Origin of the sequence: Vibrio sp. OPT20, from assembly GCF_963889365.1 — a bacterium.
In the GTDB taxonomy this organism is placed as follows: domain Bacteria; phylum Pseudomonadota; class Gammaproteobacteria; order Enterobacterales; family Vibrionaceae; genus Vibrio; species Vibrio splendidus.
The window spans coordinates 39,334-63,025 of the sequence record NZ_CAWPOA010000107.1; the positions used below are offsets into that span (position 1 = coordinate 39,334).

22 protein-coding genes are annotated in these 23,692 nt (G+C 43.7%); 14 read left to right on the forward strand and 8 right to left on the reverse strand.

What is annotated here, in order from left to right; translation table 11 throughout:
- The first annotated feature begins 67 nt into the window (after window positions 1-67).
- The 5 genes from AACR09_RS23275 (at window position 68) to AACR09_RS23295 (ending at window position 7,390) form a co-directional block, all read left to right on the forward strand.
- Entirely contained in the window at window positions 68-1,063 is a 996-nt protein-coding gene (locus tag AACR09_RS23275; RefSeq protein WP_004730415.1) for a membrane dipeptidase, read from the forward strand.
- A 231-nt stretch (window positions 1,064-1,294) separates the two neighbouring features.
- Window positions 1,295-2,890 (forward strand): BCCT family transporter, encoded by a 1,596-nt coding sequence (locus tag AACR09_RS23280; protein WP_017085974.1) that lies wholly within the window; start codon window positions 1,295-1,297, stop codon window positions 2,888-2,890.
- Window positions 2,891-3,166: 276 nt separating this feature from the next.
- Complete coding sequence (locus tag AACR09_RS23285; protein WP_108187524.1) at window positions 3,167-4,978, forward strand: hypothetical protein; 1,812 nt, start codon at window positions 3,167-3,169, stop codon at window positions 4,976-4,978.
- Window positions 4,975-5,712: a DUF3726 domain-containing protein gene (locus AACR09_RS23290; protein WP_004730420.1), complete on the forward strand. Its 738-nt coding sequence runs from the start codon at window positions 4,975-4,977 to the stop codon at window positions 5,710-5,712. Before AACR09_RS23285 ends, AACR09_RS23290 begins: the two co-directional genes overlap by 4 nt.
- Window positions 5,713-6,097: 385 nt before the next feature.
- The gene (locus tag AACR09_RS23295; RefSeq protein WP_193835776.1) at window positions 6,098-7,390 is read left to right on the forward strand and encodes an alpha/beta fold hydrolase; all 1,293 of its coding nucleotides are present in this window, start codon (window positions 6,098-6,100) and stop codon (window positions 7,388-7,390) included.
- A 286-nt stretch (window positions 7,391-7,676) separates the two neighbouring features.
- Here AACR09_RS23295 and AACR09_RS23300 read toward each other — a convergent pair whose 3' ends face one another.
- The 6 genes from AACR09_RS23300 to AACR09_RS23325 all read right to left on the reverse strand — a co-directional run bounded on the left by AACR09_RS23300 (window position 7,677) and on the right by AACR09_RS23325 (window position 13,218).
- Entirely contained in the window at window positions 7,677-7,859 is a 183-nt protein-coding gene (locus AACR09_RS23300; RefSeq protein WP_017102586.1) for a hypothetical protein, read from the reverse strand.
- 273 nt (window positions 7,860-8,132) lie between these two features.
- On the reverse strand, window positions 8,133-8,360 hold the full coding sequence (locus AACR09_RS23305) for a PAS factor family protein (RefSeq protein ID WP_004730426.1): 228 nt from the start codon (window positions 8,358-8,360) through the stop codon (window positions 8,133-8,135).
- Window positions 8,361-8,614: 254 nt separating this feature from the next.
- A complete protein-coding gene (locus tag AACR09_RS23310; RefSeq protein ID WP_193835777.1) occupies window positions 8,615-10,771 on the reverse strand; it encodes a cytochrome c in 2,157 nt (718 codons plus the stop codon).
- Complete coding sequence (locus tag AACR09_RS23315) at window positions 10,768-11,382, reverse strand: cbb3-type cytochrome c oxidase subunit II (RefSeq protein WP_017060032.1); 615 nt, start codon at window positions 11,380-11,382, stop codon at window positions 10,768-10,770. The genes AACR09_RS23310 and AACR09_RS23315 overlap by 4 nt, the downstream gene beginning before the upstream one ends.
- Window positions 11,383-12,807 carry a cytochrome-c oxidase, cbb3-type subunit I gene (gene ccoN / locus AACR09_RS23320; RefSeq protein ID WP_193835778.1) on the reverse strand — a complete coding sequence of 475 codons (1,425 nt, stop codon included), beginning with the start codon at window positions 12,805-12,807 and terminating at the stop codon, window positions 11,383-11,385.
- A gap of 24 nt (window positions 12,808-12,831) precedes the next feature.
- The gene (locus AACR09_RS23325; protein WP_108149562.1) at window positions 12,832-13,218 is read right to left on the reverse strand and encodes a c-type cytochrome; all 387 of its coding nucleotides are present in this window, start codon (window positions 13,216-13,218) and stop codon (window positions 12,832-12,834) included.
- A gap of 421 nt (window positions 13,219-13,639) precedes the next feature.
- Here AACR09_RS23325 and AACR09_RS23330 point away from each other — a divergent pair, with 421 nt between their 5' ends.
- Both AACR09_RS23330 and AACR09_RS23335 read left to right on the forward strand, forming a co-directional pair.
- Entirely contained in the window at window positions 13,640-14,107 is a 468-nt protein-coding gene (locus AACR09_RS23330) for a hypothetical protein (RefSeq protein ID WP_416222636.1), read from the forward strand.
- 9 nt (window positions 14,108-14,116) lie between these two features.
- Window positions 14,117-15,142 (forward strand): diguanylate cyclase domain-containing protein, encoded by a 1,026-nt coding sequence (locus AACR09_RS23335; protein ID WP_017082375.1) that lies wholly within the window; start codon window positions 14,117-14,119, stop codon window positions 15,140-15,142.
- A 479-nt stretch (window positions 15,143-15,621) separates the two neighbouring features.
- Here AACR09_RS23335 and AACR09_RS23340 read toward each other — a convergent pair whose 3' ends face one another.
- Both AACR09_RS23340 and AACR09_RS23345 read right to left on the reverse strand, forming a co-directional pair.
- Window positions 15,622-18,051, reverse strand: a complete 2,430-nt coding sequence (locus AACR09_RS23340) for a putative bifunctional diguanylate cyclase/phosphodiesterase (RefSeq protein ID WP_193835780.1) — start codon at window positions 18,049-18,051, stop codon at window positions 15,622-15,624.
- Between the two features lie 3 nt (window positions 18,052-18,054).
- A complete protein-coding gene (locus tag AACR09_RS23345) occupies window positions 18,055-19,086 on the reverse strand; it encodes an ABC transporter substrate-binding protein (RefSeq protein ID WP_193835781.1) in 1,032 nt (343 codons plus the stop codon).
- A 359-nt stretch (window positions 19,087-19,445) separates the two neighbouring features.
- On the opposite strand from AACR09_RS23345, the gene AACR09_RS23350 reads away from it, so the two are divergent.
- From AACR09_RS23350 to AACR09_RS23380, 7 genes are all read left to right on the forward strand, one after another.
- Window positions 19,446-20,096, forward strand: a complete 651-nt coding sequence (locus AACR09_RS23350; RefSeq protein ID WP_193835782.1) for a LysE family translocator — start codon at window positions 19,446-19,448, stop codon at window positions 20,094-20,096.
- A 278-nt stretch (window positions 20,097-20,374) separates the two neighbouring features.
- On the forward strand, window positions 20,375-21,175 hold the full coding sequence (locus AACR09_RS23355; protein ID WP_102339243.1) for a PhzF family phenazine biosynthesis protein: 801 nt from the start codon (window positions 20,375-20,377) through the stop codon (window positions 21,173-21,175).
- 123 nt (window positions 21,176-21,298) lie between these two features.
- Window positions 21,299-21,802 (forward strand): YgjV family protein, encoded by a 504-nt coding sequence (locus AACR09_RS23360; protein WP_004730449.1) that lies wholly within the window; start codon window positions 21,299-21,301, stop codon window positions 21,800-21,802.
- Window positions 21,803-21,878: 76 nt separating this feature from the next.
- Window positions 21,879-22,193, forward strand: a complete 315-nt coding sequence (locus tag AACR09_RS23365; RefSeq protein ID WP_004730454.1) for a cupin domain-containing protein — start codon at window positions 21,879-21,881, stop codon at window positions 22,191-22,193.
- Window positions 22,194-22,320: 127 nt separating this feature from the next.
- On the forward strand, window positions 22,321-22,803 hold the full coding sequence (locus AACR09_RS23370) for a GNAT family N-acetyltransferase (RefSeq protein ID WP_102339241.1): 483 nt from the start codon (window positions 22,321-22,323) through the stop codon (window positions 22,801-22,803).
- A gap of 163 nt (window positions 22,804-22,966) precedes the next feature.
- Window positions 22,967-23,224: a hypothetical protein gene (locus AACR09_RS23375; RefSeq protein ID WP_322621718.1), complete on the forward strand. Its 258-nt coding sequence runs from the start codon at window positions 22,967-22,969 to the stop codon at window positions 23,222-23,224.
- Window positions 23,225-23,355: 131 nt separating this feature from the next.
- The gene (locus tag AACR09_RS23380) at window positions 23,356-23,652 is read left to right on the forward strand and encodes a hypothetical protein (protein WP_076648343.1); all 297 of its coding nucleotides are present in this window, start codon (window positions 23,356-23,358) and stop codon (window positions 23,650-23,652) included.
- Window positions 23,653-23,692: the final 40 nt, after the last annotated feature.

A 23,692-nucleotide genomic window follows, 5' to 3' on the forward strand; every position in this document is an offset into this window, starting at 1 on the left:
GAAAACATGTTATTTGAGCGTGTTTTCAAAACCGAGCTAGAACACTGAGCTTTCAATAGGAGTGGTTATGTACCAGCAACGGATTGTTATAGATGGATTGCAATACTGCAATTGGAACAGAGAATATTTCCAAACACTAAAGGCGAGCGGCATTACAGCAGTTCACGCTACCGCGGTTTACCACGAGACAGCTCGTGAAACCTTATCTCGCTTTGCTGAGTGGAACCTAAGATTCGAGCAAAATGCAGACATTATCATGCCGATTCATTCAATGGCTGATGTTGAAACTGCAAAAGCGACAGGCAAAGTCGGCATTTTTCTAGGTGCTCAAAACTGTTCGCCAATCGATGATGAGATTGGTCTTATCGAAGTGATGCGTCAGCAGGGTCTTTTGATCATGCAGCTTACTTACAACAACCAAAGCTTACTGGCGACGGGTTGTTATGAGCAGAACGACACAGGCATCACGCGCTTTGGTAAACAGGCTATCGAAGAGATGAACCGAGTGGGCATGATCATCGATATGTCTCACAGCGCTGAACGCTCAACACTTGAAGCGATTGACCTGTCTTCTCGTCCTATTTGTATCAGCCACGCGAACCCTACGTTTGCTCATGATGCATTACGAAATAAATCAAACGATGTGATTAAAGCCCTAACCGCACGCGGTGGCTTAATCGGATTCAGCTTATACCCATTCCACCTACCAAACGGCAGCCAATGTACGTTGGAAGATTTCTGCCAAATGGTTGCAACGACTGCTGACATGGTTGGCGTAGAACACCTAGGTATTGGTAGTGACCTATGCTTAAACCAACCTCAAGCCGTTCTTGAATGGATGAGAAATGGTCGTTGGTCTAAAGCAATGGACTATGGCGAAGGCTCTGCAAACAACTCAGGTTGGCCAGATGCGCTGCCTTGGTTCTGTGGTAGTGCGGGTATGGAAAACATCTATAACGGATTGATGCGCCATGGTTTCAGCGAGTCTGAAGCTGGGCAAGTCTTGGGAGAAAACTGGTTTAACTTCTTGAAAGATGGCCTAGAGCCTCAAAGCAAGGGTTAAGTGTTTTTTCACTAGCAATCATCGAATTAGCAGCCTTCTAATAAACGTTCATTTAGACGTGCTGTTTTAACCAATTTCACTATTCAAAAGGAACAACGGTCTATTTCGCAACGCGGTAACCCAAACATGGATTAGCCTGCCCAACACAAAAAACAATAGGGCAGGTGTTAAATACACCTCTTGTAGTCATCATTAAAGTGACAGCTGCAAAGAAACCTCTGGAGTCAGAGTATGTCTGATTTAACCAATAGCGTGAAATCTTCAAACGTAAATGCGGGTCAAACAAACACAGCAAACAATAATACACAGTCTGAATCTACTTCAGACAAACTAGGACTAACCAACCCAGCACTATGGTACAGCGGCGGCTTTATTGCTCTGTTCGTAGCCCTTGCTTTGTTTGATGGCGAGCTGTTATCAAGCCTGGTAAACACGGGTTTTGCTTGGTCTGTAAAAGTGTTCGGCCCTTATTGGCAAATGCTTCTTCTTCTGACTTTTCTTATTGGTCTTGGCCTAGCGGCAGGGCGAACAGGCAAGGTTATCCTAGGTGGCATCGATAAGCCTGAGATGGATGGCTTCCGCTGGATGGCAATCATCTTCTGTACACTACTTGCGGGTGGCGGCGTATTTTGGGCGGCAGCAGAGCCTATCGCACACTACGTGAGCCCACCACCGTTGTACGGCGCACAAGAAAATGCACAACAAGGCGCGGTGAATGCGTTATCACAATCATTCATGCACTGGGGTTTTCTTGCATGGGCAATCGTTGGTAGCTTAACGTCTATCGTGGTTATGCACCTTCACTACGACAAAGGCTTACCGCTTAAACCTCGTATTCTTCTTTACCCTGTATTAGGTGAAAGAGCTCTGAAAGGCCATACCGGCGCATTGATTGATGCATGTTGTATTGTTGCAGTAGCAGCGGGCACCATCGGTCCGATTGGCTTCTTAGGCCTGCAAGTGAGCTACGCCCTGAACGAACTGTTTGGCATTCCAGATGGCTTCACGACACAGCTGATCATCATCTTGTTCGCTATCGTTCTTTACACATTGTCTGCATTAAGTGGTCTTAACCGCGGGATGCAAATGCTAAGCCGTTACAACGTAATTTTAGCAATGGCATTGATGGTCTACATTCTGGTCTTCGGCCCAACAAACTTCATTTTCAATGGCTACATCCAAGGTGTAGGCAGCATGATAGATAACTTCATCCCAATGGCAACATACCGTGGTGACGAAGGTTGGTTGAGCTGGTGGACAGTATTCTTCTGGGGTTGGTTCTTAGGTTACGGCCCAATGATGGCAATCTTCATCGCACGTATTTCACGCGGTCGTAGTATTCGCCAATTGGTATCAACCATCAGTCTTATTGCACCGTTCGTAACATGTTTCTGGTTCACCATTGTTGGCGGTTCTGGCCTTGCGTTTGAAATTGCAGACCCAGGCAGCGTAAGTAAAGCGTTCGAAGGCTTTAATTTACCTGGCGCGCTACTGGCAGTAACTCAGCAACTACCAATGCCAATGCTTATCTCTATTCTGTTCTTGATCTTGACGACGATCTTCATCGTAACGACAGGTGACTCAATGACTTACACCATCAGTGTGGTAGTCAGTGGTGAGACAGAGCCTAACGCAATTATTCGTACTTTCTGGGGTGTGATGATGGGGGTAACAGCATTGATTCTGATTTCCCTAGGTTCAGGCGGAATCTCTGCACTGCAATCGTTCATTGTAATCACAGCGGTACCGGTGTCCATAATCTTACTGCCATCGCTTTGGAATGCGCCTCAAATCGCAATCAAGATGGCGAAAGAACAAGGTTTTTAAAGAACAGGCTTTTTAAAGAGCAGATTTTTAAAGAAAAGGGCTCTGTAAGACAAGAGCTCTGTAAAAAAGAAACTGATTAAATAAGAAAAATCAGCCTTCGAAAGAAGGCTGATGCAAAAATTCCGAAAGAAACAGCAAAACTGTACTGGTGAAGATACACCGGACGGCAAAGTATTTAGGTCAATCGATCTAGTCAGGACAAATAATAAGGGGCGAGCTCGCTTGCCCCACATAACGTGAAAGCTAACCAGCATACTGTAATAACGAATGCTTCAAATGACGGCAACGATCGGTTCTGAATGGCTAGCAAAATCCTATAACTATAAGGTGGTGAGCAAAATGGATGCACATCGTTCTACCTACACTGAATCAGCATTACGTGACGCAACGGTTGTCATGGCACCGGAAAGGCTAGGTGCGATGCACCAAACACGCATCAGCTTCGTGAGAACTCTGATTCGTAAAATGGCGCAGCAAGAGTGGAAAGTGACGAAACATGAGTGGCAATTAGACGCTCAAGGTTTTGGTCATGTTATCTATAAGCTAGCGACGCCAAACCATGTTTATCATTTGGTTGTTTTTTGCGATGAAATTGCAGATGACGAACGAAATGACCGTGTAATTGCTGAAAAGTGGGACGTAACGTTTGCGCTTGTTCTTGGTGATGTTGATGTCACCCTACTTGAAAGACTTCGTGCGAATGTACCGCTTCAAGAAGCCGGCCGTAATCCAAATAACGTACTTGTTTTAGCGCGTGCAAACAAAAGTGTACGTGTGTTTGAACACATCGTGAGTCACTTGGCGAAAGGTGTTCAACCAACGCCAAAAGAACTCGCTGAAGTAGGCTACATCCTGCGAACCACTGCCGTTTATGGCAATGGCAAATTTGGCATTGCAGACTTTAAAATCTTAGAGAAAAATGAAGATTTTAATCAGTCATTTAGTGCGCAAATGTGTGCAGTTTATATGCTGCGTGAGTTCAGCCTAGATTGGGTTCATTACCTAGCCGAACAACAGGGCGGTGAACAAGCGATTACCTTGCATCGAGGATTACAACGTTACCTTGGTGTTGGTAATGCGACTGGTTTAGGTATGGCGCCATACCTTATTAACCACCCTAGTATTGTCGATCAATGGATGACAACCCGTGAACATGCATTGGCGGACGTGTTGTCCAGTCAGACTGATACGGCGTTGATCGAGCCACTACGTACCTTAGTTAAAAAAGCGATTTGTCATTTAGAACAAGTCGTTACCATCAATGAAACACAGCAAGAGCTGAACAAAGCTGCTGTTGATGATTTGAAGCACACAGAACAATCATTAGAAGCTTCTGTCAGCCTGTGTGATACATGGGCACAGTTAGTCGAACAATCTAAGCACATGAGTATGGAAGCCCAAGAAATCCTTATCTCATGCTTAATGGAATTGTACCCAGAATTAGTGGACGCCCATCAAGAGCAAATGAATTGCAGCGAGACGCTATCACTCCCTAGTGGTAAAAAGATCCAAGATTTGTTGGTTGTACTAGAAGAGAAGTATCGCTGGGCTATCACGACTGACTTTACGAAAGCAGAGAACAACTACTGGTTCTGGTATCGCTCTCAAGACAAAGAAGAACCAAGACTCGGTGTTCGAGGTGAAGAGCTGGGTGAAGAGCGTGAACTGCCGTTGGATATTGGCCGTCAAGCTTACCGTTTGTACCATGCTTTATTGCAATTCGCGCCTGAGCTTTCATTGGCTGAGTTCCTTGTTAAACAGCCGCAACACCGTGCAATTGCGCGCCGTGTGTGGACGCTGGGTAACAAAGCGATGGGCGACATTCAAATGAATGTGCTGCATCAAGATTCGCCACCAATGCACTTACTGCGTTGTAAGCTAGCAATGTTTGGTGCGACTAAGTTTGATCCTCGCTCAGACCGTTGGGTACGAGTAACGTTTTTCCAAGGCGCACCACTGCTTGATGAAATTCATCAGGATGAGTGGGTGTTCCCAATATTACCAAGTGAAGCTGAACTGTCTGGTTCGCAAAATGTTTCAATTCACAGCACAAATGCGAAAGGCCAACATGGAGGTAAATCGTTATGATCGTTTCTCACAATGAACTGGTCGCGGCCGTCAATAAAGCCTTTTTAGGTATGCGTCGTACATGTGGTGAAGCTGATGTGATAGCGAACATGGTGGCAGATTTACAAATGGTCGGTTTGGATGGTGTTCGTCATTTTAACAGTGCGAGCAATTTCATCGGGCTAGAAGACGACCGCCCTGTCGATATTCAAGTGCGCAGTGATAATACGGTTGAAGTCGACCTGCACAAGGCGAGTTTGGCGTGTCATCTTCCTGTGATTATGGACTATTCGATTGAAAAAATGGTTGGTAAGAAGACGCTGAAAATTGAGCTAAATAACTGCCACAACCGTTGGCTAGCATACAGCGAGCTTGTAAAACTGGCTGCGAAAGGTATCGCGTGCATGGCACGTTGGGATAACGGCTCTAACCCTAAGAGCACTTTGTATGTGCTTAATCGTGGTTGCGTTGCACCAGAACTGTTTTTATCAGATTTGCCACTGGCATCGGTCGAACATATCCACAATATGACCATCGAGCTTTCCGTCCAGGATTTCGATATCGAACGTTTGTCAGATGGCTACCAAACACACATTGAATCGGAAGCGCTTTTTAAAACTCAAGAGAAAGCATGGAACGATGGCATTGAGGTGGATGATGGAGAGTGGGCGGCACTGAAAGAGACCGCTACCGCAATCCTAGTTCAGAGCAGTGAACGCTCGACTCAAGGTGCCGGTGAACTGACGGCTTCGTAGTCGCTAGATTTATTAGGTTCATTAGAACTAACAGGTTCGATAGATTAACGGCAAATAAGCGAGTTAGTTTATCAACACAGATAAAATCAAAGAGCTTAACGTATCCTCACCTCGTTAAGCTCTTTTTATTTGCCTCGCGCTTTGGATTTTCTTTACCTCATTCTTTTGCTCTCTCGCTGGATCAGCCTCTTCTAAACTGACTGTTTTGACACACGTTGTTACCCGTTGAGAGGTAATTGAACAATTAAACGAAGCACGTTCACATTCATGTTAAACAAACGGTTTCATTTACAAGCTACTATGCGTATCTTGCTCATATGGGTGCCAAAGGGCGCCATTTTTATTCGTACCAATGACTTTAGAATCAGATAAAAAGGAATGAAGCGTGCAAGCTAACTTTATTGATGGAACCACCCTGTATCGTCAGCACTCTTTCGAGTTGCCACTTGATTATCAAGCCAAAGATGGACAACAGATCCAAGTCTTCGCACGTGAGTTGGTTGATCTCGCTAAAGATGCGCAAGAGCTGCCGTGGCTGATCTACTTTCAAGGCGGCCCAGGTTTTCCTTCTCCACGGGTGAGCGGTCAATCTGGTTGGCTAAAGCGTGCATTACAAAACTATCGTGTTCTGCTTCTGGACCAACGTGGTACGGGCAACAGCACGGTTATCAGTCATGGAACGTTGGCGCACCTTTCTCCAGAACAACAAGTCGAGTACTTAACGCATTTCAGAGCCGACAATATCGTTCGTGACGCTGAAGCGATTCGTGAGCAGTTTGGTGTTAAACAATGGTCTACGATTGGCCAAAGCTTTGGTGGCTTCTGTACACTGAGCTATTTGTCACTGTTCCCACAGAGCTTGCAACGTTGCTACGTGACGGGCGGTATTCCTTCTATTGAACGCGAAGCTGACGATGTTTATCGTGCGACTTACAAGCGTGTCGAAGATAAAAACAGAGCCTTCTTTGCTCAGTTCCCACAAGCACAAGCTATGTGTCGCGAGATCTCTGATTACCTGCTCAACAACGATGTGAGACTGCCAAACGGTCAGGTGTTTACAGTTGAACAGTTCCAGCTGATTGGTATTAACCTTGGTGGCGGAGAAGCGAATCTGCCGATGTATTTCACATTGGAGAGTGCGTTTGTTGAAGTGAACGGAAGCAAGCAGTTAAGCTACAGCTTCTTAAATCAAATGCAGCAAGAGCAGGGCTACCTAACGAACCCAATCTACGCGATTTTGCATGAATCGATTTACTGCCAAGGTGCAGCGTCTAACTGGTCTGCACACCGAGTACGCGAGCAGTACCCACACTTTAACTACCAATCAGGTAGCGAGTTCTGGTTTACCGGAGAAATGGTGTACCCATGGATGTTCGACCAACTAGAAACGTTGAAGCCATTACGTGAAGCGGCAAATTTGTTGGCTGAAAAATCGGATTGGGGCAAGTTGTATAATGCAGAGCAGCTAAGCAAGAATACCGTTCCAATGGCATGTGCAGTTTACGCTGACGACATGTACGTAGAGCTGGATTACAGCCGTGAAACGCTAGCCAATATTCCAAACTCAAAAGCGTGGATCACCAACGAGTACGAACACAATGGTTTGAGAGTGGATGGCGAAAGAATTGTAGACAAATTAATGACGATGGTTGAAGCGTTAGAAAACCTGCCAAAATAATTAGACGATTTACGTTAGAAGCTGTTTACGTTAAAGCTGTCTACATTAGAAGTTTTCTACGTTAAGAGCTATTTACGTTAGAGGCTATCTAAGTCAACGTTAAAAGCTATTTACGTCAAAAGCTACCTACGTTAGAATTAAGATACGCTAGAAACAAGAAAACGCTGCATCCGTGCAGCGTTTTTTTTATGTCATCGAACTCTGTTTTACTTGGTATCTAGTTGATCACTAGATACCGAGTAAAACGATAGAGTTTAAGAACCGGGAGGGATAGTTCCTAAATTCATTAAGGTTGGATGACGATATCTTGATTTTCAGTGGTCGATAAGCTGGCGCGGTTCTGTTCGATAAGTTGAGCCGCATAAGAGGGAGTCACAGCTTGAACTTCGCCTTTTGAACGAATGGTTAGTGCTTCCCACGCATGATCACGGTATTTGCCTGTTTGTGTATATTCAATAAGTACTCTCATGATTCTTCCATCCGATGTGTGGTTAACGTGCTACTAACATTAGCGCCATTGTTGAGGTTGCACACCTGTTAAAAATGGAACATAAGATTAACCAAATGAGAATGCGTGTAACTTGAAAAACAGGCCTAACTGCACTTATCTTACTTATCGTAACTAACGACGTCTATCGTAACCAACGACGTTTATCGTAACCAACCGTCCTTATCGTAAATAGCGTCCATAAAAAAACGCAGCACAATGGCAGCGTTAAAGTTGAGATAGGTTGAAGGTTGTTTAGCTGTTTTCTAAGCCAACAATCTTGCGTGCAGACATCACTGCACTATCCAAGTCGGTCAATCTACCAGCACTTGCTGGACCAAGAACTGATGAATATAAAGCCAACTGCTTCTCAAATGATAAATCTAATTGGTTATATAGATTTTGGCGGATTTGAGCGTGTTGCTGTGGCTTTGCGCTCGACAGACCTTCCAACGTATCGTAGATGAGTGTAGTTGTATCCATAACTGTCCTTAGTACATCTTTAGAAAATTTTGCATATTATGCACTTGGTGTCATCTTTGTTCTGCGAGATTGATCGCATTATGTGCAGCTCTGCTTAATTGTGTAATCAGTTAGTTACAATTGTGTTGTATGGCAAAGTATCAAAAACTTGGGTTTGGGCAAAAGAAAAGGAGACGCACTGGTCTCCTTTGGGTTTATTCATCAATACTAAAACTTACTTGTTACTTGCTGAGCTACTCGAATACGTCGAGAACCTAGCGAATGTTAATGTTCTTATCTCGATTTTCGTACATTTCAGGTGTGGTGTGTAATCCTCCAGCGTAACCTGCTGCTTCAAGTGTTTCTCTTACCTCTCGTACGTGCTCCGCCGTGACGGGTTCCTCTCTATCTCCAAGGTGTAATCGCACGAAGGTGATCAACTCAGCCAACCTTTGATCCGACAGCACATCTTCAAAGCTTGCCATCGGCATGAAGTTTCTGTCTTTGTCGAGATAGGTGGGTTGTAGGCCGCGCACGGTTACCGCGATGGTGTTGAATGGATCGCTGTGCATGATAATGCCGTTATTCAACAGCGTAGGGGCGATAGGGTCGCGACCTTTACCATCGTCACCATGACACGCTCCACACGTTTGGCGATACGTGGTGTAAATATCAGTCGTGTAAGAGTCTTCATCAAACCCTTTCGGCTGTAACTGAACGGCATCACTGGCAATGGTGTTGTTGATGTCACCACTGAGTAGGTAATAGGACATCGACTCGATATCTTCACGTGTCATCAAGCTTAGGCTGTTTTTCACGACATCAGCCATACCCGCAAAAGCGGTGCCTTTGTCTGAATGGCCTGTGTGTAAAAAGTCGGTGAGTGTTGCTTCATCCCAACCATCGATGTAGAGCTCATTAGCTGTGATATCAGGCGCGTTCCAACCGTCGATCAAGTTACCTTGGAAAATACGTTCTGGTATCAGCGCTTGGGCAATGTTTCGTGGCGTATGGCACTCCGAACAGTGACCAAGTCCTGCGACCCAATATTTCCCTTGTTGCCATTTCTCAACGTTTTCGACTTCCGATTTAAGCTCTTCAGGCACTTGGTAGTCAATCGGATCGGTATCCATGAACACAATATTCCACCCGAGCAACCCTAGACGAATGTTCGATGGGAACATCATGCTGTTGTCGTCATTACGTCGAGGCACCGCGGTGATTGACTGCATGTATTCCCACAAATCGACCATGTCTTGGTCGGTGAGGTATTGATAAGAGGTGTAAGGCATTGCAGGGTACAGGTAACCATTCTTACCTTTACCTGCAACTAACGCGGCTCGGAAGTCATCAAAGTCATAAGTCCCAACCCCTTCGGTGGTGTGTGGCGTAATATTGGTTGAATACACGGTGCCGAAAGGGGTCACAAACGGTAGGCCGCCAGCAAAGGGTTCGCCACCTTCTGCACTATGACAAGCTACACAGTCACCGGCATACGCTAGGTATTCACCACGTTCAACAGACTGAGCTTCTAGGTTCGTGAGTCTTTGTTGCTGCTCTGAGCCCGCATGTCTAATGTAAGCACCCAGTGCGAGTATTTCGTTCTCGGTGAGCTGCTCATCAAACGCAGGCATTAGGTTGTTCAAGCCTTTGTTGATAGTGTGTTGTATCTCTTCAATACTGCCGCCGTGCAACCAAATATCGTCTGAGAGATCAGGCACGCCAATCTCTGGGTTCGCAACAGAACCATCAGCGTGACAAGACGAGCAGTATTTTACAAACAGCTCTTTGCCGACTTTAACTTTTACTTCTGGAACATCGGTATGGCGTTGATTGAGGGAAGCTAAGTAGTAAGAAACCTTAGCCACTTCATCGGGGCGCATGATTTCGCTCCAACCCGGCATTGCACCGTTCCGACCTTTGGCGATCGAATGAATCACAGCTTCATCACTGCCACCGTAGAGCCACTCTTGGTCTATCAGGTTAGGGAAGTGCTTTTGTCCCTGAGCGTTATCTCGGTGACAAGCGGCACAGTGAGTTTGGAACAGAATCCTACCGCTGTTCACGATCTCTGGGACTGCAGCTAATCCCTCTAACGTAGTTTCGCTGGTTTGTGCAAATTGCTCATTGAGAGTGGTGGATGGTGAACTGAGCTTATCATCGCTTTGTTCCCAATCGACTAATCCTTCCCATTCGCCAAGCCCGGGGTAGAGCACCAAATAACCAGCAGACAAAAGAAATGCGACCGCATAGTTTACAAATAACAGCTTAGGTGGAGGCGCATCTTTCTCTTCAATACCATCAAAGGTGCCAATGGTGTGGTCGTGATCGGCCTTGTGATTGCTACGCCAGTATTTAACGACAACAGACACCATCAGAATAAAGAATATTAAGGTTAAGAGTACCGCCCATAGATTCCAGAATGTGCTCATTGTGATACCTCCTGTGACGTATCTTTACCCAGGCTTTGTAAATAGCGAATCAGCGCTTCACCTTTAGTTTTGCCTCTTACTTGCAATCTGGCATCACCAATTTCTTGATCGGTATAAGGCACACCTAAGGTACGTAACACTTCCATTTTTGCGCTGATATCATCGCCTGTAAGCGTTTGTTCAAACAGCCACGGGTAAGAGGGCATGATCGATGTCGGTACGACTTTTCGAGGATCAATTAAGTGAATAACATGCCACTGGTCAGAATACTTTCTACCTAAGTTAGTGAGGTCAGGGCCGGTACGTTTAGAGCCCCACAAGTTAGGAAACTCATAGATATCGTCTGCTTCTTGGTTGGGACGACCATTACGTTTCACTTCTGGCTCTAGAGGGCGAACCATTTGGGTGTGACACACATGGCAGCCTTCACTGATGTAGATGTCTCGCCCTGCCAACTCAATCGGTGTGAGTGGCATTGCTAAACTGCCTTTGGCAATATCGTCTCCGCGGACAATGCTTGGCACTACCCAAACCAACAAAGAGAAGGAGGCAACAACAACGGTGGTCAAAATTAAAATGACGATTGAATGTGTAAAGTCTTTACTCATCATTTAAGCCCCCTCATTAACGGTGTGTTTAGCATTGTGTACTACTGGCATACGAACCGTTTTGTACAAGTTGAATGCCATTAAAAACAGTCCAAGTACAAACAGCGCGCCACCAAAGAAACGCATGAATAGCCAAGGTGCTTTAAAGTCCATCGCTTCTACAAAACTGTAAATCAGTTCGCCATTTTCATTTTGAGCGAGCCACATATAACCCTCACCGATGCCTGCGATCCAAAGTGCTATCGCATAAATGGCGACGCCAGCATGAGCGAGCCAAAAGTGCCATTTAATCAGTCGTCGTGACCAAAGATCGGTTTGGCCCCATAAGCGCGGAATGAAATAGTAAAAAACCGCTATCCCTGACATTCCAACCCATCCAAGAGCTGCGGAATGTACGTGACCGATGATCCATTCGGTGTTGTGTGCCACCATGTTGAACCAGCGAATAGCGAGTAGGGGACCTTCGAATGTCGCCAAGCAGTAGTAAAGAATTGCTGAGAAAAAGAATAAAAGAATGTAGTCGGACTTCAGCTTTTCTTTGTTTTGTAGGAGGGTCATCGCACTATTAAACGCACCGGCCCAAGAAGGGAGCCACAGGATCAAAGACATTACGATGCCGATGTTTTGAATCCAGATCGGAACGGAAGAATAAACCAAATGGTGCGTTCCGGCCCACGTGTAAAAGCCGACCAAGCCCCAGAAGTGGATCACAGACAACCGGTAGGAGTAGATAGGTCGATCCGCCGCTTTGGGTATGAAATAGTAATTCATACCAATCACACCTGCGGTTAGTAAGAAGCCGACGGCATTATGTCCCCACCACCACTGAACAATCGCATCTTGAGCGCCTGCAAACACAGAGTAGGACTTCATCGCCAACACTGGCATCGCGAGGTTGTTCACGATGAAAATCATTGCAACGACGATGATGAAAGCAGCAAAGAACCAGTTAGCCACGAAGATGTGACTGACCTTTCGTTTAGCAAGGGTGCCAAAGAACAACACCGCATAAAGCACCCAAACCAGCACGATCATTAAGTCGATTGGCCATTCAAGCTCTGCATACTCTTTTGAGCTGGTGTGGCCTGCGGGTAAGGAAATGACCGCAAGCAATAGAATAAATTGCCATCCCCAAAATACCATCCATGAAAGGCTTTTATTGAACAACTCACAATGGCCGGTTCGCTGGGCAATGTATAAAGATGTCCCCATCAAAATATTGACGACGAAGCCGTAAATCACCCCAGATGTATGTAGCGGGCGCAGTCGACCAAACTGGAAATATTGAGAATCGAAGTTTAAGACTGGCCAATACAATTGCGCGGCGAGAATCACCCCGATGATCATACCTACGATTGCCCACACTAAAGACGCGATGATGAAGTACTTAACGACCTTAATGTTGTATTGCGGTGTCACTTGTTCCATAACAAGGCTCCTTGCCTAAAGCTTTTATTCGCTGACTGAATTTGATTCGTTGAGTGAGTTTGAATCGTTGCCGAGCATTGAATAGAAATAGGAAATGTCGCGGATGTCTTGGTCAGAAAGGGTGTCGGCTTGTTGCTGCATGAGAATTGCCAAACCACTGGTTCTTTCCCTTGTCTGATAGTCTTTTAACGAGGAGATGAGATATCCCACCTTTTGACCGCGAAGGTTCGGGTAGGGGTCTTGCGTTGAGATGCCATCAGCGCCATGGCAAGTCATGCACACCTTGGCTTTCTGCTTACCTAACTCGAACTGTTCTTGATTAACGTCAGCAGAAACAGGAAACATGACCAACGTCATTACTAGGGTTGAAAGTGTCGTCATGGGGTTAAATTTTTTTATATTCAAACTCATTCTCGATTCCCTTGATTATGAAATGAGTAAGCTTTTTTAAGAGCGACACACGATACCTGCTGGTGGAATAGAAGCGACAGATATCAGAAAAACAGGCTCTCAAAGCTGCTTACGTTCGATTAAAGGTTATGCAGCAACAAGCATTCTTGCTACTTACTGGCTCATATTTATTGTTAATTTTGATGGTCAGTACGTATTCAGTGGCTGGATTGGATTACTCATTGCCTTTAAAAAACCGGGATTACTGGTATGAACGCTAATTAAAGTCTTATTTAGAGGAGGGAAGGTGTTGTTCGCACCTGGTTACAGGAATGAAACGTTATCTCAGAAAGAGTCGAACTGCATTATTGAGAAAATAGGCAATGTCTAAGCAAGTCAAATGACCAATATGAACTAGACTCAATTTAGTGACCTTTTTAGAATGGAGTTTAAAATGAGAGCTGCACTTCTGTTTATACTTTCACTGTGTTCATTTTCTACTTTTTCAGCATCCGAACTCACAATATTCGATCACCTAGGGCAAAAGCATCAATTCAGTCGAGAACAACTGCTATTGCTCCCTCAAAAAGAAATCACCACCTCATTACCTTGGCTGGATGGGGAATTGGTTTATAGCGGTGTGGCCTTACAAACGGTGCTTGAAACAAAGGACTTACCTATGGCCTCGCAGGTCACTTTTGTTGCACTAAACGACTATAAGATAGCGGTGCCCAAAGAAGACTTTGACGATTACCAGCCGATCATTGCGATTAAACAAAATGGCCAATTTATGTCAGTCAGAGAAAAAGGGCCGTACTGGTTGATATATCCACTCTCTTCGACTCCAGATATAGATAATACAGACTTCCATGCCAAGATGATCTGGCAGATACGCGATATTCATTTGTAAGGACTTCGTATGAAAAAGCTGTTGTCATTGACTGCTATCAAAGTCGTCGTGTTATCTTTAGCGGCAGTGGTGCTCACCGTTAATATCTACAGTGTTACTCGCATTAACGATATTAATAAGAGTTTTTCTACACGACAAAATGAGGCAACGTGGTTCGTCTTTCAATTGGTGAAAGAATACGCCAATTTCTTGATGGTAAGCCGTTCTGAAACCATTGATTATGATGAGTTATGGTTAGCGTACGATATTACGTGGAGCCGTTTTGACATATTGATTAACAGCACTGAGTCTTCCAATTTCATCAAGTCAGCAAACTTTAAGCCCTATTTCACAGCGGAATTTGATAAATTTAAGAGCTTGGAGCCCTCGATTAAACTGGTCAGCCAAGGGTTGTTGCCCAAGGAATCGTTACAGAAAAAGGTCGATATTTGCTACCACACACTCGTAGATTTTATTAACGACAAATTTCGATTACAAAGCCCTGTAATTGAAGAAAATACCTCAATGGTTGATAACTTAGTGACAGTTCATCGAATCAGTAGCGTTTTTCTTGTTGGCATCCTGTTGTTGACTGGGATTATTTTTTATATGGATTTTTCTATCAAAAGAAAGCTCTACTCTACGGATTTTATTACAGGGTTTCGCAATCGAATTTCATTGATGAAATTTGTTAAGAATAGCTACTCTAAGGACAATAACTTTGATCTCTATTTTGTCCGTATCAGAAACCTTACCGAAATTAATCAAAAGTATGGTCTTGAATATGGTGATCTTGTCGTTAGTTCGGCCGCTAAGTCTCTAACCGCTAAGATACCAGAAAGTACCATTTCATTTCGAAGCAGCGGAAGCCAGTTCCTATTTTTTATTCCGGACCATTTGTACGCGAGTGATGAAATTCAGGACAAGTTTAACGACGTGCTCAGTGATTACATATCTGCGGGTAATTTGGAGCTAATGATTGATGCGGTAGTAAGGCACAAGAAGAACATAAGTTCCAAAGACATGATGGAGTTGTTGACCAGCATGCAAGGTTAATTTCTTAAGAATGTCTTAGTGTCTTAGTGTCTTAGTTGCTTAGTTGCTTAGTTGCTTAGCTGCTTGGTACTGGCGAGTGTCGCACTTCGCAGTTGAATTCGGGGGTTTAGCTTAGTAAAGCTGATTGCTGATTGCTGATTGCTGATTGCTGATTGCCTGCCAGTTCTTGTTAATGCTTCCCATTTTCCTAATACTTGTTACGGCTTCCTAGCACTTGTTGAGCTCCACCTCTATCTATCCTTCCTTCTTATACATATTTAATACTACAAGCCTTATCCGAGCCAATGAACGTAGTCATTAGTCTGGGTAGCGCTTTTATCTGTTTACTTAGTGTCAATCTCAAGATATTTAACGTGTATTGCGGCCGTAGATATTGGCTCATTTGAGACGTTATTATAGGTTGTAAAGGGGTGGGGAAGTGGCCGTTGTTAATCAAATAACATGATTATTAAGGCGCATGGCAATTAAATCGAACATTTTTATTTATGATTAAGCACGACAACCCTTTCGTTAGTGCTTGGTTCTAAAAGGGCTTGCTGATCCAGAATAGTTTGCGGATTGTGGTCGCGAACAAATTCAATGAACTCGATGTAAGTGAGTGGTTGGCTGAAAAAATAACCCTGTATTAGGTCGCAGTTGGCTTTTCGAAGGTGATGATACTGTTCGAGAGATTCGACACCTTCGCCAACAACGAAGGTGTCACAAGAGTGCCCTAAGTTAACCATGGACTCGACCATCTTGCGGTCAGCTTTGTCGTGGACGATATTATCGATAAAGCTCTTATCTATTTTAAGTTCATCGACAGGGTAGTGAAGAAGTTGGTTAAACGCCGTGTAACCCGTACCGAAGTCGTCGAGGGAAACTTTTAAACCTAAGCTTCTGATGCTCTCAATGGTCTGCACGGTAAGCTTGCTGCTTTTTACGTAACTGGTTTCGGTAATTTCTATAATGATGTTGCTTGGAGGAACTTGATAACGTTCGAGTACCTTTCGAATATTATCCGCAAAGTTACGGTTGTAGAGCTCCATCGCCGAGATGTTAATGGACAAGGTGCCTTTATATTGGTGAATATCTGCAAGCTCTTTATAGGTCTTGATTGCGGCACTAATGACCCACATGTCGAGCTTGGATATTAAATTACTTTTCTCTGCGACTGGAATGAACTCATCCGGCCCTGCCTTTATATCAAATAGAGCAGGGCAGCGAATCAGACATTCTGCTCCGTGGATCTGAAGTGTCTTAGCATTGAAAATAGGCATAAAGCGAAGTTCAAAGTTGTCACTCGCGCAGCACTCCAATAACCTTTTCTCGATAACATCATGTCTTTCAAGTGAATGAAGTAGTTCTTCGCCGTAAACAATCCGGCTCTCTCCGTCACTGTGGTCCTTAGCATTAATCAACATCTCATCAATACATCGGTGCCATATCTCCTCGAACTTAGGGGTATCGACGGGTAGTACACCAGTTGCAATTGAAAGCCTGAACCCATAATAATCTAGGAAAGTCGTACCTGTTAGGGTGTTGTTAATGTTCTCAATTTCTTCGTTTATTGATTGGTGTTCACCCACTTCCAATATGGCAATGAATTGGTTTCCTCCAAGCCTTGCGATTGAATAGTCGCTGCAACTAAAACCGAAAGAGGATTGTTGATTCTGCAGGGTTTCTCTTAGTGTTTTGGCTAGACTAACGAGTACATTGTCGCCCACCTTTGCACCGTATAAATCATTGATTTTACGAAAGTCGATAATGTCCCAACAAACCAAGTAGCAGTGTGGGCTCATTGAACTTTTTATACGCACATCTAGGTGTCGTATAAATGATCGTCGGTTTGCTAATTTGGTTAATTGGTCGAATTCAGCTTCGAATTTCAATTCCGTTAGTGAGTCAATGTAGGCGTTCTTAAGTCCGTCGATCTCACTTTGTCCGGATGACCGTTTAAAGTATCTAAGTTTGAGTCCACCAATGGAGATTTCGTGTAACAAGTCTTTGAGTGGGCGCACTAATTGATAACGTACGACCATGTGTACGATGAGCATAATAATGAATAATATCGTTAAGCCACCGAGTAAGGTCTCCTGAGCGATGAGGGATTTTTCGTGATTGAATTTCTTTTCACGAATATTGACTTGAGCGAGGAAGTGACGACTATTCATCTCGACTTTGATTCTGTCTTTGGTTTGTTCAAAGGACTTAATAACGAACTGTGTATTTTCAATATGTTCGGTATCTGATGACGGTTCAATCAGAAGCTGCATGTTGTCATCATCGTTGTATTTGGTGAGTAAATCAGACAACTGTTTTAATGGGCCGTCTGCAATCAATATGTATCGATTGACACTGTCATTTGCACGTTTGTCTTGAGGGAGTAAGTAAGGATCGATAGCTGCAACATAAGCGTATCTGAGCTCACCACTCACTGAGATATAAGAGAAGCCTTCATGAGATAGCTCGTTTTTATTAATCAACGAAGTATAGATGTCGAAGACTTTCTCATAGATGTTGTCGGGGATCTTTAACCCTTCGAAAGGGTCTGCTCGTAAAGTAGAGAGGGTTAATTTGAATTTAGGATCGACGACATAGATATTACGTTGACCAAACTGATTAACGTGACTCTGGTTTAAGACACGAAGCACTCTTTTTTCCAGCAGGGACAGGGTTGTGTAGTCACCCGGGTTTTGAATATATCGCAAGAACTGTAGGGATGAGCCAATATCTTTCACTAGCAAAGATAAGCCAAGCTGCTCGTATTCAGCCGCCACGAGCGCGGTGTTCACATCCGATTGTACTTCGTCTAAGTACATGTGTTTCGCGTGGTTAGAGGCCAAGTTGTAAGTCACCATTCCGCCTATTGCAAATACGAACAATAAGGTAGGAATGAGCACAAAGTAGAGCTTCTTTAATACTGGCATTAATTATCTCAAACTGTCGACAATGCGGTTACGAATTTGAATGCTATTGGGTTCGAGTTGCTGATACAGATAGCTGCGTTCTAAGACCTCTTTGCTAGGGAAAAGCTCCGGATCATTTTGGTACTCTTGTGTCGTTAAGGCTTTTGCTTTTGAGCTTGGAGTTGCAAACCATGAATCCATTGCGTTTTGAGCTGCGATCTCGGGTTGCGACAAGAATGATAAAATCGTTGTTGCTTGTGTAGACAACTCTCCGTTATTAATCGCAGCAATGCACTCTAACCATAACGTGGTGCCTTCTTGAGGCACAGCGTAGGACCAAGAGGCATCAGGCTCCAAATCATTGAGTACATAACTGTCACCAGAATAACCGTAGGCAAGGTCGATGTTAGCAAGACGTTCGGGTTGGCGAATGTAGTCGATGACGTATTCGTTGCTTTCTAAGTGAGGCTTTTGAGCTTGCAGGGTTTTATAGGCAACGCGAAGTTCCTCCTCATTATTGGTAAATGGATCAAATTGATTTGCTAACAGTGCAGTACTCACCAAATCCGTAGGTTCGTAATACATACTTATGCGGCCACTGCTGTTCGTGTCTGGTTCGAGAATAGCGTTCCAAGAGGTGGGAGTGTTTACTTTGTCACTTCGATATAAGATTCCCGCAGTCCCCCAAGCGTAGGGAATGCCATACTCGCCACATCCTTCAACCCAACGTGAATCTATATTACCAGCAATGGATTGTTGTAACTCACTGAGATTATGAAACAGGTTCTGCTTGGCTAACGCATTGAGCTTTATACTTTCTATAATGACGAGCTCAAATGCGCCACGACGTTCGCTTAATAGCACTTCATCTCTGATCGACTCATCAGAAAAAAACTGCTGTTTCAAAGAAATGCCGTACGTGTCGCTCAGTTGGGTCACGACGCTATTGGATAGAAATTCATCCCAATTGTAGAGATAAATATCATTCTGTTGGCTAAACGCTGTGCCAGTTAAAAAGGATGATGACGCAAGGACTGAAACATAAAATGCTTTCACTGACGGATTCCTTTCCTACTTTGCTTAACTAAATCGTAGCCCAAATTTTGCGACCTGCTTCAAATTTACGACTCTTATTTTAGTACAACCTAATATATCCGATGCGCCCACTTACTTTCAGCCCGCAAATTAGGGAATAAATGAGCCTTTATAAAAAACACCAAGCTAAATCATGGCTTAGCGGTCTAAATATTAAAAAGCGTGTTATTTGGGCCGTCTTTTACCTAACGAGACCGGTGAAAACGTGTTGTCTGTCTGATTCTCTTAGTATCGAAACCCTAATAATTAACCCAAAAAGCTAATTGTAGGTTAATTATGCAATAATAATGCATTAAATTTTACAATAAGGACATTGGTTTATGGATGCGGGTTTAGTCGGAATTTTTGTTACCGTGGCGATTGCTCACTTTCTAGCGTTATTGAGTCCCGGGCCAGACTTTGTGATTGTGGTGAAGAGTGCTGTTCGAAATAAGGGAAGAAAAGCATTAGGCGTTGCATTCGGTATTGCCAGTGCGAATGCGGTTTATATTGCTTTGTGCTTGGTTGGAGTAGGGTCGATTCTAGCGGCATCCGTTTCCGTTATGATTGTACTGAAGGTCATTGGTGGTCTGTTTCTTGTTTATCTTGCTGTGCAAGCGATAAGAGCGAAGAAATGTAATTACAGCAATATGGATGTTACCGAAAGAGATAGCTTCAACCAAACGACTTTTCTTAAAGAATTCGTCACGGGTTTTCTATCAGGAATCCTTAATCCCAAAAACCTTTTGTTCTATTTGAGCTTATTCACGGTTGTGTTGAACAATGACATTGGCTTCATGTTTAAGTTGGGGTTAGGTATTTGGATGACGGTGGTTGTATTTGTATGGGATGCGGCGATCATCTTCCTGTTATCTACACCTAAAGTGCGTCAAGAGTTTACACGTGTTGCTTACTATATTGATAAAGTGACAGGAGTCATGCTGGGTCTGCTTGGCTTGACCATTGTGAAATCTGCTCTGGTACGTCAGTAGATTCACCATTGCTGAGTAACCTTACGTTTGTGGCACGATACAATGCCTATGTGCCGCGAATGTGTGCTTGTTTCCTACCAGGCTGATACGTTTTAGCTCTTATCTGCCCGATATTAAACCTTCTGCTTAATCCGCCTATTATTTTCATAACTCTTTGTTTATCATTCCTTACTTCTTAAATAAGTATTAATTATGTTGCTGTTGAACACTTGTAGCACGGGGTGTTTGTGCTTATTGTAGGCAACAATATTTATCCAATATAAGAGCTAGGAACTATTGTGAATTTAGATATATATCAAGTGGACTCGTTCACAACTCAAGCTTTTAAAGGAAACCCAGCTGGGGTCTGCATTTCTCAAGATCTACTTGATGAGTCACTCATGTTCTCAATCGCTGAAGAGATGGCGGTATCTGAAACGGCTTTTCTTGCGCTTAACACCATGACGCTTAAATGGTTCACTCCAGAAGTAGAAGTAAAACTGTGTGGGCATGGCACATTGGCAACCGTTCATGTAATGAAAGAGCAAGGGTTGGTTAAAACAGGTGACAGTGTTGTGTTTAACACCTTGTCGGGTGAGTTATCTGCCACAGTTTGTGAATCATCTATCGAACTTGATTTCCCTAGCACTCAGTTGTCATTGAACTCAGAAGCGAATCTCACATTACTTGAGCACTTTGGTTTAGAACCGCACCAAATCGTTTCATTCCGAGAGTTTGATTCCAAGCAGTTAATCGAAGTTTCCAGCGAGCAAGTGTTATTGGCTCTCTCACCTAACTTTGATGCTTTAAAGAGTATTAAAGGGCGAGGCGTTGTTGTGACGGCACTTTCATCAAATTCTAAACTCGATTTTGTTTCTCGTTATTTTGCTCCATGGGTTGGGGTTAATGAAGATCCCGTTACTGGGTCGGCACATTGTGCATTGACGCAGCACTGGGCTGAAAAGCTAAACAAAAGCTGCTTCAGTGCTTATCAGGCGTCTCGTCGTGGTGGGTATATGTCGACAGAGCTATTAGCAAACGGGCGAGTAAAGTTAATCGGTTCTGCTATCACGGTGATCAGTGGTGTGTTGAAACTTTAGATTTTTATAGAAGCTTTAGAGCGCTGTTTGCTCTGTTTTGTTGTAACCGCCTAGCATGTTTTATTCGATTATTCACAGTGAAAGAAGCGGCTAGGGCGTAATGTTATTATTGAAGGAATCACCGTGTCAGATTTTTATCTTTCTCAAGTATTAGTCGCAATTGCTATTTGTTTCGATCTTCTGTCTTTTCAGTTTAAAGAGAGAAAGAAAATCGTTACCTGTCTGTTCTTTGCTGGCGTGCTTATTTCGAGCCACTTTATTCTTCTCGAACAATGGACAGCAGCGAGCTTAATGACGATTGCCACTATTCGCTATTTGACGAGTGTATTTTCTACATCGTCTAAGTTTAAATATTTGTTCTGTTCCATGTCAGTGGTCGCAACTGCTATGACTTACTCGGGGCTGACCAGCATATTGAGTTGCTTTGCTTCCGTATTTCAAACCTTTGCTGCCTTCAATAAAGATGACCGCCGATTAAGAGAGTTGATGATCATCGGAACGAGCTTTTGGTTGGTTCACAATTACTTAGTTGGCTCGCCAACAGCAGTTCTGATGGAGGCGCTGTTTATCTGCAGTAACTTGGTGGGCTATTACCGTTTTTATTTCAGAAAGAGTGCTGCTGCTTAGGTTTTACAGTGCAGCTAAGGCCCAGGTTGTTAATCAATTTAATTCCAATCAATTCAATGTTAGCTAGGAGAGCTTGATGCCAAACATTTACAATGATGTTCCTTCATCAATACCCAATGAAATATTCAATGACCTGATTGCCAACGACGGTGTTCGAATCGAAAGGATATTGTCGCATGGACATAGCTCACCAGAAGAGGGTTGGTATGACCAAGATGAGAATGAATGGGTGATGGTGATTGAAGGTAAGGGTGTCATCGAGTTTGAAGATGGACGCGTTGTTACTTTATCAAAAGGGGATTACATCAACATCGCTGCACGAGAAAAGCACAAGGTCATTGGTACGGACAAAGACATGGTGACGATCTGGTTGGCTGTGTTTTATCGTTGATGTCTTGTTCTAAAGCTGAGGCTGTTGAGTGCAGGTTACAGGGCCTGTTGAGCTTGGACTATTGAGCCTGCTGATTCAGCTGTCTATTTGCACCTCTGAAAGAACTTAAAACAAAAAGGAGTATGTCGTGGTTAGAATTCGAAACTATCAAGCGAGTGATGATAAAGCACTGTGGGAGATCTTCTTTCATACCGTACGTAACGTGAATGTTCGAGATTATTCTCAACAGCAAGTAGAAGCTTGGGCACCCAGTAGCTTTGACTTTGCGTTATGGCAAAAGCGTATGAATGGGTTACAACCCTTTGTGGCTGAACTCGATGGTTGCGTAGTTGGCTATACTGACCTGCAACCAAGTGGCTTGATTGATCACTTTTTCTGTCACCACGAATATCAAGGGAAGGGGGTAGGGAAAGCGTTGATGGAGCATGTTTTCACTGTGGGTCGAGTTCGTGGTATATCGAGATATTTCTCTGAAGTAAGTATTACCGCAAGACCTTTCTATGAGCATCTTGGTTTTAAGGTGGTGAATGAACAGGAAGTTGAAATGCGTGGTGTAAAGCTGACCAATTACGTGATGGAAAAGGTAGTTGAAGATAGAAAAGGTAGTTGAATAGGTGGGCTAGTGTTTAGGGATACAGAAACCGAGTTTGAAATATTAATGAACCTTTTTAAGGATAACTTTTCCTGATCTATTGATATTGTCGATGAGTTCAAATTGTGTGCAAGATAATTTGTCTAATCTAAACATTGAGTGAATACAAGGAGTGTTGTTCATGAGTCATGTGAGTAGGTCTAAACTATATACATTAGTTTCGATGTTGTCCTTCGGTGTTGGCGTTCTAGCCTTAAAAGCTGGGGTGTCGGGGCTGTTTCCTCTCTTTGTTGTCGTCATTTCGTTCTTTTCATTCGTCATCAACTCGTTTCTTTGTTTGTTCGGAGTTAAACACGAAGATAGTTTTGATGCCTATCAAAAAGCAAATCAGACTCGGTCCGGAGCACTGGTTAAAGGCCTAGAAGATTCGAACAAATAAACCTGTGCTTTCAGACGAACGGTAATCTCATTTTTGTTACAGTTTTCACCTGCTTTTGGTTCTCTTCTTAAAGAAAAATCATCACTTTAGCGATAATATTCGCTGCAACTAATTTGAGTGAAGGAAGTAACGTGGGAATTGAAGCTTTAGCGTTTGTGATGGACGCATTAATAACCGCATGCTGCATGTATATCGCCTCCAAAATGTCTTTCGTGGTCGCAGACTTTAAATCCCTTCTTACTATTGCTGCAATCGTTGCTTTGGTGTCATTGATTCCGACAGTGGGCTGGGTGTTAGGGTTGATTCTGTTTGTGTTCCTACTCGGGAAAGCGACGCACTCTAGTATTGGTGATTGCATTTGGGTGGTGGTCTTCACGAAGGTAGTGTCGATGGCGGCATTTCTAATATTCGGCCGCTTGTTTGTGTAACTCGGGTTCTTGTCGATATAGTTCTTGTTGATATAAAGGC